Origin of the sequence: Limnobacter sp., from assembly GCF_964228395.1 — a bacterium.
Classification (GTDB): domain Bacteria; phylum Pseudomonadota; class Gammaproteobacteria; order Burkholderiales; family Burkholderiaceae_B; genus Limnobacter.
This window is the reverse complement of record NZ_CAXQZX010000122.1, coordinates 1-14,020: the sequence shown is the minus strand read 5'-3', so window position 1 is coordinate 14,020 and position 14,020 is coordinate 1. Positions and strand designations below refer to the sequence as shown.

The 14,020-nt window shown below is 55.8% G+C and carries 13 protein-coding genes; 3 read left to right on the top strand and 10 right to left on the bottom strand.

Annotated elements, in window-relative coordinates:
• Both coaE and zapD read left to right on the top strand, forming a co-directional pair.
• Entirely contained in the window at positions 1–621 is a 621-nt protein-coding gene (coaE, locus tag ACEQU8_RS09955) for a dephospho-CoA kinase (protein WP_370263293.1), read from the top strand.
• 76 nt (positions 622–697) lie between these two features.
• The gene (zapD, locus tag ACEQU8_RS09950) at positions 698–1,507 is read left to right on the top strand and encodes a cell division protein ZapD (protein ID WP_370263292.1); all 810 of its coding nucleotides are present in this window, start codon (positions 698–700) and stop codon (positions 1,505–1,507) included.
• Here zapD and ACEQU8_RS09945 read toward each other — a convergent pair.
• The 5 genes from ACEQU8_RS09945 to ACEQU8_RS09925 form a co-directional block, all read right to left on the bottom strand.
• The gene (locus ACEQU8_RS09945; protein ID WP_370263290.1) at positions 1,482–2,477 is read right to left on the bottom strand and encodes a Nudix family hydrolase; all 996 of its coding nucleotides are present in this window, start codon (positions 2,475–2,477) and stop codon (positions 1,482–1,484) included. The two genes, zapD and ACEQU8_RS09945, sit on opposite strands and share 26 nt — an antisense overlap.
• A complete protein-coding gene (locus ACEQU8_RS09940; protein ID WP_370263289.1) occupies positions 2,474–3,352 on the bottom strand; it encodes an ATP-binding protein in 879 nt (292 codons plus the stop codon). The genes ACEQU8_RS09945 and ACEQU8_RS09940 overlap by 4 nt, the downstream gene beginning before the upstream one ends.
• 17 nt (positions 3,353–3,369) lie before the next feature.
• Entirely contained in the window at positions 3,370–4,599 is a 1,230-nt protein-coding gene (gene argJ / locus ACEQU8_RS09935; RefSeq protein WP_370263288.1) for a bifunctional glutamate N-acetyltransferase/amino-acid acetyltransferase ArgJ, read from the bottom strand.
• A 47-nt stretch (positions 4,600–4,646) separates the two neighbouring features.
• Complete coding sequence (gene secA / locus ACEQU8_RS09930) at positions 4,647–7,427, bottom strand: preprotein translocase subunit SecA (RefSeq protein WP_370263287.1); 2,781 nt, start codon at positions 7,425–7,427, stop codon at positions 4,647–4,649.
• A 96-nt stretch (positions 7,428–7,523) separates the two neighbouring features.
• Entirely contained in the window at positions 7,524–8,501 is a 978-nt protein-coding gene (locus ACEQU8_RS09925) for a M23 family metallopeptidase (RefSeq protein ID WP_370263285.1), read from the bottom strand.
• A gap of 114 nt (positions 8,502–8,615) precedes the next feature.
• Between ACEQU8_RS09925 and ACEQU8_RS09920 the strand changes: the two genes are divergently transcribed.
• The gene (locus ACEQU8_RS09920) at positions 8,616–9,023 is read left to right on the top strand and encodes a hypothetical protein (protein ID WP_370263284.1); all 408 of its coding nucleotides are present in this window, start codon (positions 8,616–8,618) and stop codon (positions 9,021–9,023) included.
• A gap of 64 nt (positions 9,024–9,087) precedes the next feature.
• Here ACEQU8_RS09920 and lpxC read toward each other — a convergent pair whose 3' ends face one another.
• The 5 genes from lpxC to ACEQU8_RS09895 form a co-directional block, all read right to left on the bottom strand.
• Complete coding sequence (gene lpxC, locus ACEQU8_RS09915; RefSeq protein ID WP_370263283.1) at positions 9,088–10,008, bottom strand: UDP-3-O-acyl-N-acetylglucosamine deacetylase; 921 nt, start codon at positions 10,006–10,008, stop codon at positions 9,088–9,090.
• 149 nt (positions 10,009–10,157) lie between these two features.
• Positions 10,158–10,664: a peroxiredoxin gene (locus ACEQU8_RS09910; protein ID WP_370263282.1), complete on the bottom strand. Its 507-nt coding sequence runs from the start codon at positions 10,662–10,664 to the stop codon at positions 10,158–10,160.
• Between the two features lie 181 nt (positions 10,665–10,845).
• Entirely contained in the window at positions 10,846–12,015 is a 1,170-nt protein-coding gene (ftsZ, locus tag ACEQU8_RS09905) for a cell division protein FtsZ (RefSeq protein WP_370263280.1), read from the bottom strand.
• A gap of 54 nt (positions 12,016–12,069) precedes the next feature.
• Positions 12,070–13,302, bottom strand: a complete 1,233-nt coding sequence (ftsA, locus tag ACEQU8_RS09900; RefSeq protein ID WP_370263279.1) for a cell division protein FtsA — start codon at positions 13,300–13,302, stop codon at positions 12,070–12,072.
• Between the two features lie 23 nt (positions 13,303–13,325).
• Positions 13,326–14,020: cell division protein FtsQ/DivIB (locus ACEQU8_RS09895; protein ID WP_370263278.1), on the bottom strand; the 695-nt coding region annotated here is incomplete at its 5' end.

The window sequence follows — 14,020 nt, the reverse complement described above, 5'->3', positions numbered from 1 at the left end:
ATGCAACTTCAAAAGCCCAAATCACCAGTGGTCGGGCTCACGGGGGGCATTGGCTCGGGCAAAACAGCGGTGTCCAATCGCCTGGCTGCGCTGGGGGCCACCGTGATCGACACAGACCAAATTGCACACGCCCTGACCACACCGGGCGGCGCGGCCATGGATGACATTTGCAGGGCGTTCGGCCCTGAGGCTGTTAACGCCGACGGCAGCATGAACCGGGCATTGATTCGAGCATTGGTGTTTAACGAGCCGGCACAAAGAAGCCGGCTTGAAAATATTCTTCACCCCAAAATAAGGAACGAGGTGCAGCGCCAGTTCAATGCCGGGGCACCTTTGTATTTTGTGTTGGTGGTGCCTTTGCTGGTTGAGAAAAGTGGCTGGTTGGATTTATTAGACGCCGTGCTGGTGGTGGACTGCGACCCACAACTTCAAATACAGCGTGTGATGACCCGCAATGGCTGGCCTGCCAGCCAGGTTCAGGCGGTGATGGACGCCCAAGCCAGCCGCTCAGATCGCCTGCTTCACGCCACTGACGTGTTGCAGAACAACGGCACCCTCGAGGAACTGAATGCAAAAATTGATTTTTTGCACGAAAAATTCATAAAAATTGCTCAAAAATGAGCCATCCATTTGCAAGAAAACCACAGCTAGTCCACAATCACGGCAAGATCAAACTTTTTCGATTGCGAATTTTCAGGTGACTCACGAACCCCAAGGAACACTGGCCGGCAACGCCGCTGAAGCGTTCACCACGTATGAGTTTCCACTCAACGAGAGAATCCGCACCCTGCTTCGCCTTGAAGACCTGTTCGCAAAGTTTGAGTTCTTTTTTAGACAAGACCACCGCCTTGACCATCACACCGCTTTGCTCACCCTCTTTGAGATCATTGAGGTGGGTTCCCGGGCTGATCTAAAAAGTGACCTGCTTCAAGAACTGGACCGCCAGCGCGCGTCCCTGATTCAGTTTAGAGGCCACCCCAATGTGGATCGCCAGGCCCTTGAAGAGACCTTGGCCAATATTGACCAGGCAGCCACCCAGTTGAACAACTGCAACGGGCGCCTGGGTTACCATCTGCGCGACAACGAGTTTTTGATGATCATTCGCAGCCGCTGCACCATTCCCGGTGGCGTGTGCGAATTTGACTTGCCAGGCTACCACCGCTGGCAAAGCCGACCAGCCGATGCCCGGCGGGCCGACATTGACGCTTGGTTTGACCCCATGAAACCCCTGGCGAAGTCAATTCGCTTGGTCTTGAAAATTCTTCGTCACAGTGGCGAAGTGTCCACCGTGGTGGCCGAGCAGGGCAATTTCACCCAGCAGATGAGCGGCAAAACGTATCAGCTTTTGCAAATCGATTTGCCGCGCCATTTGGAGGTGGTGCCCGAGTTCAGCGCCAACAAATACATGCTTTGGATTCGGTTCAATGCGCCCAATGCAAATGGGGTGAGCAAAAACAACCCTTACACCGACCCGGTGGAATTCAAGATTCGCTTGTGCAATCTATAAGCTGACCGCGAATCATCGCCAGGCCGTGGGCTCCGTTGCGCATGGCCAGCAAACGGTCTTGCGGGCGCATGCCGCCCACCGCAAAAACCGGCAAGCGAGCCTGCTCCACCTGTTCACGAAACGCCAGCCACCCCATGCCGGCTTGGCCGGGATGGGATGCTGTGGCCTGAACTGCGCCCAACAGCGCATAGCGCAGACCCTGCGCAAATGCCGCAGCCAACCCTGCTGCACCATGTACGGATGCGCCCAACACAGGCATGCCATGGCCCACAGGTGGGCCATGAAGCAAATGGTGCTCGGTGAGGTGCAATGCAGCGCCCTCGGTGTCGCGGGCTGCCACGCCGTGGCTCTGCAAGGCCAGGTATGCGTCTGAATTGATCAGCAGAATTTGCCCCCGGCTCAGGCACAATTCACGGCAATGCGCGAAAGCCGCGAGCAATGCCGAACCTTGCAACTGCTTTTCCCTAAACTGGACATACACCGACCTCGGCTCAGCGTCATTTAAGCGCTGTTCCAGGCGGGCAGCAAAACCCGCCTCTGCGGCACCGTACTGCGTAATCCACATGGTTTGCGGCTGTGCCAGAGCAGGCAACAAGGGTTCGGTGGCGGGCAATATGGGGCTTAAATCATGGCCGTCCAAGCCCGCCCACTTCAGGCCCTGGCCTTCCAATGCGGCGGGGGCCCCTTCAAAACGCCACACACGGTAAAAATGCAGGCGCACCTGAGCGTGCTCGTAGTCGTGCTCCACCACAAACCACGGCCCCCCCTCTTGCGCCGAGATGCCCAATTCTTCGTTCAGTTCACGCACCAGCGCCTGCCACACGGTTTCGCCGGGTTCAACCTTGCCCCCCGGAAACTCCCAATACCCTGCGTATGGTTTGCCTTGCGGGCGGCAGGCCCAGAGCACCTGCCCGGCTGAATTAAACACCACAGCCACGGCCACATCAATGCGACGTTGAAGCGCACTCATGGGGAGGTTTTTAAAGCGCGGGACCCCGCCCAGTGCTTGGCGAACTGATAAGCCAAACGACCACTGCGACTGCCGCGCTCAATGGTCCAACGCAGCGCCAGGTGACGAGCCTCATCGGTGTATTGCTCGCCAAAGTGGCGAAGCCAAACTTCGACGGCAGCAAGGTATTCGTCTTGTGAAAAGGCATGAAAAGACACCCACACCCCAAAGCGGTCCGACAGGGAAACCTTCTCTTCGATGCCCTCGGCCGGGCGGATCTCGCCGTTGTCCAGGTGTTGGGTTTGCAGGTTGTCTTTCATCATCTGGGGCAACAGATGACGACGATTCGAGGTGGCGTAAATCAGCACGTTGTTGGATGTGCCAGCAATCGAGCCATCGAGCACGCTTTTTAGCGGTTTGTAACCGGCCTCGCCTTCCTCGAAAGAAAGATCGTCGCAAAACACGATGAATCGCTCAGGGCGCCCGCTGACCAAATCCACGACGTCTTGCAAGAACAACAAGTCCGATTTATCAACCTCAATTAAACGCAGCCCGGCGGGTGCGTAGCGCGTGAGCATGGCCCGCACCAGGCTGGATTTGCCTGTGCCCCGCGCGCCAGTCAACAACACATTGTTGGCTGGCAAGCCCTGCACGAATTGCGCCGTGTTTTGATCCACCTTGGCCAATTGTGCGTCGATATTTTTTAATGCCCCCGCGTCCAGCGACTCCACCGTTTTAACGGGCTCCAAGCGAAGTTGGCCCGCCCGGTGGTGCAAACGAAAGGCGGTGGATGCGCTCCAGTGGCTGGGCGGCTTCATCACCCCCTGCTCCAGCGCCTGCGCAATTCTGGAGAGTTGTTCCAGAATGGCTTTGGTGTCGTTGTGCTGCGTGCTCATGGGTGATGCGGCCAGGCTTAGCTGCGATAATCTGCGTTGATTGACACGTACTCGTGCGAAAAATCGGTGGTCCACACTGTGGTTCGGGCCTTGCCGCGCCCCAGCAGCACCCTCACGGTGATTTCGCTCTGGTTCATCACAGCTTGCCCCTGCTCCTCGCGGTAATCCGGGTGGCGGCCACCGTTTTTAGCCACATACACATCGCCCAGGTACAACTGGATTTTGGTTTGGTCCAGGTCATCGATACCGGCATAGCCCACCGCCGCCAAAATTCGACCCAGATTGGGGTCTGAAGCAAAAAAGGCAGTCTTCACCAAGGGTGAATGGCCAATTGCATAGGCCACCTTCAAAGCCTCATCCTCATTGCCCGCTTCTTCCACCTCAATGGTGATGAACTTGGTTGCCCCCTCGCCATCGCGCACAATGGCTTGCGCCAGCTCGATGGATGCCTCGCGCAAAGCCTGGAACACCACGGACGCCTCGGGCTCGTCACCCGTTTGAATATTCACCGCCGCGCTTTGCCCGGTGGCCATGATGACAAAACTGTCGTTGGTGGAGGTGTCGCCATCGATGGTGATTCTGTTGAAGGACGCATCGGCGCAGGCCTTGGTCCAGCGATCCAACACAGGCGGAGCAATGCGGGCATCGGTACACAGAAAGCCCAACATCGTGGCCATATTGGGTCGAATCATGCCTGCCCCTTTTGAAACGCCACTCAGAGTGATGTCGCCTTGGCCCACTTTCACCTTGCGGCTGGTCGCCTTGGGCAGGGTGTCAGTGGTCATGATGGCCGTGGCCGCATCCAGCCAATTGGCTTTGCCCAAGCCTGCCACCGCTTGATCAATTCCCAACAACAGACGATCCATGGGCAGATTTTCCAGGATGACACCCGTGGAAAACACCAGCACTTGCTCTGGGCTTAGGCCCAACAGTTCGGCCACTTTGGCCGTGGTGGCCCGTGCGTCGGCAAGACCTCGCTCGCCTGTGCCTGCATTGGCACATCCTGTGTTGACCACCAAGGCACGAATGCCTTTGCCAGCCTGAAGGTGGGCTTGGCACACCTGCACTGGCGCAGCACAAAACCTGTTTTTGGTAAACACACCAGCAACGCTGGCGCCTTCGCTTAAGCTCACCACCAAGACGTCTTTGCGATTGGGCTTGCGGATTTGGGCCATGGCGTAGCCCATGTCCACGCCCGCCACAGGGTGCAGGGATTCGGCTGACGGCACGTTCAAATTAACTGGCATGATGCATCGCTCCGCTTAATCGGCACAAAGGCTCAAATGGGGGTTAATCAGGCAATTTTGCCGTGGCACTGCTTGTACTTTTTGCCAGACCCGCAGGGACAGGGCTCATTGCGCCCCACTTTGTCACTGACCCGGCGGGGCGTATTGGCAGGCGCCGCTGAAGCCGTTGCCGCTGAGCTTGCCACCCCTGGCGAGGCAGCGGGGCCCTGCTCATCGGCAGACACTTCCGCATGCTGGTATTGCACGTTTTCAAGATGCGAAGCCTTCTCTTCCATTTGGTGCTCGGCTTGCTGCACTTGCTCGGCCGATTGAACCCGCACGGTGAGTAACACCTTGGCCACTTCATCGCGCACGCGGTTCAACAAGGCGCCAAACAGTTCAAAGGCTTCGCGCTTGTATTCTTGCTTGGGGTTTTTCTGTGCGTATCCACGCAGGTGAATGCCTTGGCGCAGGTAGTCCAGTGCAGCCAAATGTTCACGCCAGTGCGTGTCTATGCTTTGCAGCAGAAGGGTTTTTTCAAACTTGGCAAAAGACTCAGCCCCGACCAGCGTCACCTTGGCCTGGTAGGCCTCGTCGGCCATGGTCAGTATGCGCTTGAGGAAGTCTTCATCGGAGCTGCTGGGTTCTTGCTCCAGCCATTGGCGCACAGGCGCCTCCAGATGAAAATCACGGACCAAAGCGGCCTCAAGCCCCTCCAGATCCCATTGCTCTTCCACCGACTCTTCGGGCACATGTTCACGGAACACGTGCTCCAGTGCACCGTGGCGCAGGTTGTTGATGATCTCGCTGATTTCAGCGGATTCAAGAATCTCGTTGCGCTGGCCATAAATAATTTTGCGCTGTTCGTTGGCCACATCATCGTATTCGAGCAATTGCTTGCGAATGTCGAAGTTGCGACCTTCCACCTTGCGCTGTGCAGACTCAATGGAGCGGGACACAATACCCGCTTCGATGGCCTCGCCCTCTGGCAGCTTAAGGCGCTCCATGATGGCCCGCACTCGGTCACCTGCAAAAATGCGAAGCAATTGGTCTTCCATCGACAGGTAGAAACGGGAAGAACCCGCATCGCCCTGACGGCCGGCTCGGCCACGCAATTGGTTGTCGATGCGTCGGCTCTCATGCCGCTCACAACCAATGATGTGCAAGCCACCCGAGGCCAACACCGCTTGGTTTCGCGCCTTCCACTCGGCTTTTGCTGCCTCTTTGGCCGCCTGTTTTGCAGCGTCGTCCAAGGTGTCGTTGGCATCTATGGCCGCCAGCTCTCGATCCAGATTGCCACCCAACACAATGTCGGTGCCTCGACCTGCCATATTGGTGGCAATCGTAATGGCCTTGGGTCGACCCGCCTGCGCCACAATTTCGGCCTCACGCTCGTGTTGCTTGGCGTTCAGCACATTGTGAGGAAGCTTTTCTTTTTGCAAGAAGCTGGCAATCAGTTCAGAGTTCTCAATCGAAGTGGTGCCCACCAGCACGGGTTGACCACGCTCATAGCAATCTTTGATGTCTTCCAGGATTGCGTTGTACTTCTCGCGAGCGCTTTTGTAAATTTTGTCTTGCGCGTCTTTGCGCTGAACGGCCCGGTGCGTCGGGATGATCACGGTCTCCAATCCATAAATGGACTGGAATTCAAAGGCCTCGGTGTCCGCTGTACCTGTCATGCCCGACAGCTTTTTGTACATGCGGAAGTAATTTTGAAAAGTGATGGACGCCAGGGTTTGGTTTTCGGCCTGGATGCGCACGCCTTCCTTGGCCTCAACGGCTTGGTGCAAGCCATCGGACCAACGACGACCGGGCATCAAACGACCGGTGAACTCGTCAACGATGATCACCTCACCGTTTTGAACCACGTAATGCTGGTCTTTGTGGAACAGGTTGTGGGCGCGCAGGGCGGCCATCACATGGTGCATCAGTGAAATGTTGGACGCGTCGTAGAGGCTGGCGCCCTCGGGCAGCAAGCCCATTTGGGTAAGGATTTGTTCGGCCTTTTCGTGACCAGCCTCACTCAATTGAATTTGGTGGCCTTTTTCATCCACATAGAAGTCGCCAGGCACCTCGGGTTCGCCGGGGCGCTGCTCGCTTTCCATGCGGGTCAGCAATTTGGGCAAGCCGTCGAGCTTGCGATAGAGCTCGGTGTGGTCATCGGCCTGACCCGAGATGATCAGTGGCGTGCGGGCCTCGTCAATCAAAATGGAGTCCACTTCGTCAACAATGGCGTAGTTCAGCCCGCGTTGTACCCGCTCGCCCACGCTGTACACCATGTTGTCGCGCAGGTAATCAAATCCAAACTCGTTGTTGGTGCCATAGGTGATGTCGGCCGCGTAGGCTGCCTGCTTTTGGTCGTGCGGCATGCGCGACAGGTTACAACCCACGCTCAGGCCCAAAAAGCCGTACAACTTGCCCATCCAGGAGGCGTCACGTGAGGCGAGGTAGTCGTTCACGGTGATCACGTGCACGCCCTGCCCAGCCAGCGCATTCAAATATGCGGGTAGCGTGGCCACCAGGGTTTTGCCCTCGCCCGTGCGCATTTCAGAAATTTTGCCCTGATGCAGCGCCATGCCACCGATCAGCTGCACGTCAAAGTGCCGCATGCCAAACACGCGCACACTGGCTTCACGAACCACAGCAAACGCCTCTGGCAACAGGTCGTCCAAGGTGGCGCCTTGGGCCAAGCGATCTTTGAATTCTTGGGTTTTTGCTTTCAAAGCCTCGTCAGACAGGGCTTTGATGCTTTCTTCTAGGGCGTTGATGCGTACAACAGTCTTGCGATAGGTTTTTAGCAGCCTGTCGTTGCGGCTGCCAAAAAGCTTCTTGAGTGTGTCTGTGATCATAATGTTGGCTGAATTGGCCTGCAGGGGCCTGCTACTCGACCCGCCACGTGGGGATGGCCGGTTCCAAAAACAGCCTAAGAGTTTAGCACGCTGCGCTTAGTCAAGCGGGACGGTGGTGTTATCCGAGAGTAAGCCGTTCAGCGCTGCCACGGTGGACGGGCCAGGGCGGGGCATGCCGTGCTTTTCCAGGAACTTCGTGGGGTCTTGAGGCACACCATCCACACGCACTTCAAAGTGCAAATGGGGACCCGTAGAACGCCCAGTGTTGCCCACCAACGCAATTTTTTGACCCAAACGTACGATGTCGCCGGTTTTTACCAGCAGCTTGGAGGCGTGGGCGTAACGCGTGGTGGTTTTGTTGTTGTGTTCAATTTCGATCATATTGCCGTAACCCGGGTGCCATTTGGCATCCACCACCACCCCGGCTGCGGCGGCCAAAATGGGGGTTCCTGTGGGCGCAATAAAGTCGATGCCCTCGTGCACTGAACGGCGACCGGTGAAGGGGTCGATCCGGGTGCCAAAATTGCTCACGGCAATGGTGTCAATCAGCGGGGACTCGTTGGGAATGCTCTGGAATTTGACCCGTGCAGTTTGTAGATCTGCGTCAATGATGCTAAACACATCCGCTTGACGCTCAATTCGGCTGGACACCTCTTTGATGGCGGCCTTCACTTCACGAAAATTCAAGGAACGTTCATCTTTTTGTTGAATACCGCCCTGCCCAAGTTGCTCGGCCACATTGATTTTGGAGTCCATGCCGTTGGACTTGAGCAAACGCACACTGACTGCATCCAGCCTCGCCAGTTGAGCGCGCATTTCAGCCAAGCGTATGGCCATGGCATCCAAGGGGCTGCCGGTTTCTGTTTGGGCGTGATGTTTGGCCAGCTGGCGGGTGTACACGATGTCTTGAATGACGGGAATATCTTCGCCATAATGCGCGGCCAACAGCAAGCCAGCCGACAGGGATGCACCAACCATGGCAACCATGAGCGCTGCACCGATTAAAAGATGGCGTGCCTTGATGCTGAACACGCTTGCGCGCGAAAAAGGACCGCGCATAATAATTAACTGCATGTGTTACCTCCTCAATCCGCAAAGCGAACCGAATAACCCGTTTTTAAACACGGGTCTTAGTGAGACCACTGAGTGAAACCCATACGATCTGCGTTATCTCCGTTGGCAAGCCTGATGCAAGAACCAAACTCAGGCCTGCTTATCGCCCAGGCCAGGGAATCAAAACGGCTTGAGCACCTTGTCCAAGGCTGGCCAGCGTTGCGTGGCGTATCGTTCAGCGTTGGACCCATCAAACAGGACAAACTAAAAATATTCGTGTCCACCCCAGCGGCACTCACCCGGCTAAGACAGAGCCTGCCCAGCCTGATAGAACACCTTCAGCGTTCGGGTGTGAATGTTAACCACATTCAATTACAAATACAAACAAACCCTCTGCCCACGGCGGCGAATGCTTTTAGAAAAAAACGGGCCGTGTTTACACCAGCAGCCAAAAAGGCATGGCTGGAACTTGAAGGCCGCCTGGAAGACTCCCCAGTGAAGGAAGCCACTCAGGCTTTAAATCGGCACCACAAGTTCAAGTAGTTTCTTAATTTATCTCAAAACTGCCCGATTTTGCGGCATTTAATATTATTTCACAATGACTGAATTAAGCCACCGCCCAATCTGCGCGAAATACTGTAGGTGTTTCCCTTACACTTTCAAAGGTCACCACCTCATAGGCGCTCTGGTCTTGAATCAGCGCCCGAATCAATTGATTGTTTAATCCGTGGCCGGAGCGGAACGCCTGATACTCGCCAATAATGGGATGCCCGATGACATACAGGTCGCCGATCGCATCCAACACCTTGTGTTTGACGAACTCATCGTCATATCGCAAGCCATCGGCGTTCAAAATGCGGTACTCGTCCATCACAATCGCGTTGTCGAGATTCCCACCCAGCGCCAAGCCCAAGTTGCGCAAGGTTTCCACATCTTGGGTAAAACCGAAGGTACGCGCCCTGGCAATGTCTTTGGTGAACGAGGTGGTTGAAAAGTCGATCTCAACCATCTGCCCTGTTTTGTCAATCGCTGGGTGCCCAAAGTCAATCTCGAACTTCAAGCGAAAGCCGTTGTAGGGCTTCAAGCTTGCGTACTTCAGCGTGCGACCATCGCCCTCGCGAACCTCCACCGCTTTTTTCACGCGGATGAACTTTTTCAAGGCCGACTGCTCCACCAACCCCGCTTGCTGAACAAGAAACACAAACGAAATGGCGCTTCCATCCATGATGGGCACTTCCACCGCATCCAGATCGATGTAGGCGTTGTCCACGCCCAAGCCACACAGGGCAGACATCAGATGCTCAATGGTGGAGACCTTCGCACCATCGCGCTCCAGGGTAGACGCCATTCGAGTATCGCCAATGGCCAGCGCATTCACGGGAAAATCAACCGGTTGCGGCAGGTCTACTCGCCGGAAAACAATGCCGGTGTCGGGCGGCGCAGGACGCAGGGTCATGGTGACCCGTTTGCCAGAATGCAAACCGATGCCCGTGGCACTCAAGACTTGTTTTAGGGTTCGTTGTTTCACGCCATGTTTCCTTGAACTGTAGCGAAAGTGTAACCACCCTCCTTAGTCAACCCAAGACATTTAATGGAGCGGAAGCTCGAATTACCCACAATTGGAGGTAAATGTGATGTATTTACACACGTTTTACCCCCAATTTGATCCATTTCCCTTCAAGCCAACTGCTGCAGCAACACTTCAGCAGAGCTGTGTTCAAAGGTTCCCGGGGGATCCAGATTGATGCTTTTTACCACACCGTCTTCCACCAGCATGGAATAGCGGTTGGAGCGAATCCCCAAACCACGTGCGCTCAAATCCAACTCCATGCCAATGGCTTTGGTGAACTCGGCCACGCCATCGGCCATCATGCGAACCTTGCCTCCGGCGCCCAGTTCTTTGCCCCAGGCGCCCATCACAAAAGCGTCGTTCACTGAAATGCACCAAATCTCGTCAATCCCTTTGGCCTTGAATTCATTCACTTTGTTGATGAAACCGGGCAGGTGCTTGGCTGAGCATGTCGGGGTGTAAGCCCCGGGTAGTGCCAGAATGGCCACCTTTTTACCGGCTGCTTCAGAAGCAGAGTCAAATTTGTTCGGGCCCAAGGCGCAGCCGCCGGTTTCTTCATGAAAGAACTCGTACAGGGTTGCGCTGGGCAGTTTTTCACCAACCTGAATGGTCATTTTAATCTCCGCTAAATCTTGGTTTACTTCAACACACAAGCGGCCTTGGGGGCGAGAGTAGCCCGCGGTCTTCGGCAAAACCGCATGCAGGCACCATCGCACCACCCAAGGTGCTGATAGGACTTGTGCCGTCCAGTCAAGGACAGCATACCGCTTGTGCTTTTTACTTCACAAGCGGGGTTTAATCGGCTTGACGGCGCAAAAATGCTGGAATATCAAACCGGTCCATGCCGCTGTCCTGCAAGGCCTGCACGCGAGATGCAGCGTTGTCCCGCGGATTGCGGAACACGGCTGGAATGGCATAGTCGGTCTCGCCTTGCTGCCCGCCAACTGCATCGAACGTGCCTGTGCGTGCTTGCTGCACGTACTGCTCGTTTTGCACCAAGGTGGGTTTTGCCGCCTTGCGCCCCAAGCCAGTGGCCACCACGGTTACGCGCAGGTCGTCGCCCATGGTTTCGTCGTAAGCCGTACCAAAAATCACGGTGGCGTCCTCGGCCGCGTATGCGCGGATGATGTTCATCACCTCTTTGGTCTCTTTCAACTTCAGGTTCTTGCTGGCAGTAATGTTCACCAACACGCCGCGTGCGCCAGACAGGTCCACACCTTCCAGCAAGGGAGAGGCGATGGCCTGCTCGGCGGCCTCACGGGCACGGTCTGGGCCGTTGGCCGTGGCTGTGCCCATCATGGCCTTGCCGACTTCCGACATGATGGTTTTCACGTCCTCAAAGTCAACGTTCACGTTGCCCTCAACATTGATGATTTCTGCAATGCCGGCGCAGGCGTTGTGCAGCACATCGTCGGCTGCAATAAAACAGTCTTCCTGAGTGGCATCGTCGCCCACCACGTCGAGCAACTTTTCGTTCAGAACCACAATGAGGGAGTTCACTTTGGCGGCCAGCTTTTCCAAGCCCTCTTCTGCGGCCTTGGAACGCTTGCTGCCCTCAAACTCAAAGGGCTTGGTGACCACAGCAACAGTCAAAATGCCCAACTCTTGGGCCACTTCGGCCACCACAGGCGCAGCGCCAGTGCCTGTGCCGCCACCCATGCCAGCGGTGATGAACACCATGTGTGCGCCGCGCAGGGCGTCGCGAATGCGGTCACGGTCTTCTTCAGCCGCTTGTCGGCCGGCTTCCGGTTTGGCACCAGCGCCCAAACCGGTTTTGCCAAGCTGAATCAAGACGTGCGCGTGGGTTTTGGCCAAAGCTTGTGCATCGGTGTTGGCACAAATGAACTCGACGTTTTGAACGCCTTGGGAAATCATGTGAGCCACGGCGTTGCCGCCCGCACCACCAACCCCAACCACTTTAATGACAGTCCCCTGGGTTTCTGTCTCGAGAATTTCAAATGACATGGTGTTTGCCTCCTATCTAGCAAAAATTAACGTCGCCGAAGTTAAAAACGTTGTTCAAAAATTACCCAAAAACCACTCTTTCATTTTTTGCAAAGTTTGCTTGAACCCTGCGCCTTGAGAGGCAACGCGACGCCCCCTCAACTGCTGTGCTCGCGCTTCATTCAACAGGCCCATGGCCGTGGCAAACCTGGGGGTTCGCACCATGTCAGCCAGGCCGCCCTCGTAGTCGGGGACACCGATACGCACGGGCTTCATAAAAATATCTTCACCAAGCTCCGCAATGCCTGGCATCAAACTGGTACCACCGGTCAACACCACCCCTGAGGACAGCAGTTCTTCGTAGCCCGATTCGCGCAACACTTGCTGCACCATGAGGAATAACTCCTCCACCCGTGGTTCGATGACAGCCGCCAGCGCTTGCTTGGACAGCGTTCTTGGATCACGCTCACCAATGCCCGGCACATCAATTTTTGCGTGCGGATCAGCCAACACTTGTTTGGCCACACCGTGACGCAATTTGATTTCTTCGGCATCTGGCGTTGGGGTTCGCAACGCCATGGCGATGTCATTGGTGATTTGGTCGCCCGCAATCGGGATCACAGCCGTGTGACGGATGGCCCCACCAGTGAACACGGCAATGTCAGTGGTGCCGCCGCCAATGTCGATCAAGGCAACGCCCAACTCTTTTTCATCTTCGGTGAGTACAGCCATGCTGGAGGCCAGCGGTTGCAACATCAAGTCTTGCACCTCCAAGCCACAGCGGCGAACGCATTTGACAATGTTCTGAGCCGCCGACACGGCACCGGTCACAATGTGCACCCGGGTCTCCAGTCGTACGCCGCTCATGCCCAAAGGTTCGCGAACGTCCTCTTGGCCATCCACAATAAACTCTTGGGGCAGCACATGAAGAATCTGCTGGTCGGTGGGAATATTCACTGCCTTGGCGGTTTCAATCACGCGGGCCACATCGGCCTGGGTCACTTCGCGTTCTTTGATGGCCACCATGCCCGACGAGTTAAAACTTCGAATGTGGCTGCCGGCGATACCGGTCAACACCGTTTTGATTTTGCAATCGGCCATCAACTCGGCCTCTTCAAGAGCGGCCTGGATGGACTGCACGGTGGCCTCGATGTTGACCACCACGCCTTTTTTCAGACCGCGCGACTCGTGTTGCGCCACGCCGATGACTTCATAACGACCGTCGGAAAGAAGTTCTGCGACCATGGCAACCACCTTGGCGGTGCCGATGTCCAGACCGACGATTAAATCTTTTGGCTCTTTGTTCATGGTGCCCAATTTTGTTTCTGCTCTCAGTTCAATTTCACGCCACCGCTGCTGCCCGTTTTAACCGCAGCGATTCGTTCGCCCTTTACTGCAACACCCCTTGGATATCGAAGATCCAGACCTTCAACCGACGACATCAACTGGCTTTGTATTTTTGGATAGACCGCCAGAAGTCTGTCCAATTTCTGTTCGATGCTGAGGTTCTCTTGTTCACGGCCCAACTCAATTCGCAAGCCTTTGTCAGTTTGAACGCTCCACGCATAGCGATCTGACAACTCCACCCGCGTGGGCCACATGGAAAGCCCGTCAAGCCGTTCAATGAGGCGGATGTACATCTTTGAAACCAGCAACTCGCTACCCGCTGGGCCGTTAAGTACAGCCAATTCCTGTTCGTCAGCCACCTCAGCCAGGTTGGCTGAAAACACTTCGCCATAGGTGTTGACCAGGCGCGTTTCACCCCACAGGGCCAAGGGGGTGTGCCCCTGGATTTCAACCCGCAAGCCGTTGGGCCAGGTGCGCTGAACAACAGCCTTGCGTACCCACGGCTGCGCCTCTACCAATTGACGTACTTGCTGCAAGTTGGCTGAGAAGAAAGAGCCTTCAATTTTTGGCAACACATTGGCTTTAAAACCGACCAAATTCACCCGTTCTACGTCGCCGGTCAGTTCCAGGCGTTTTAGGTCGAACATGGGGCGATTGATTGCCCACTGAACTGCGGCAT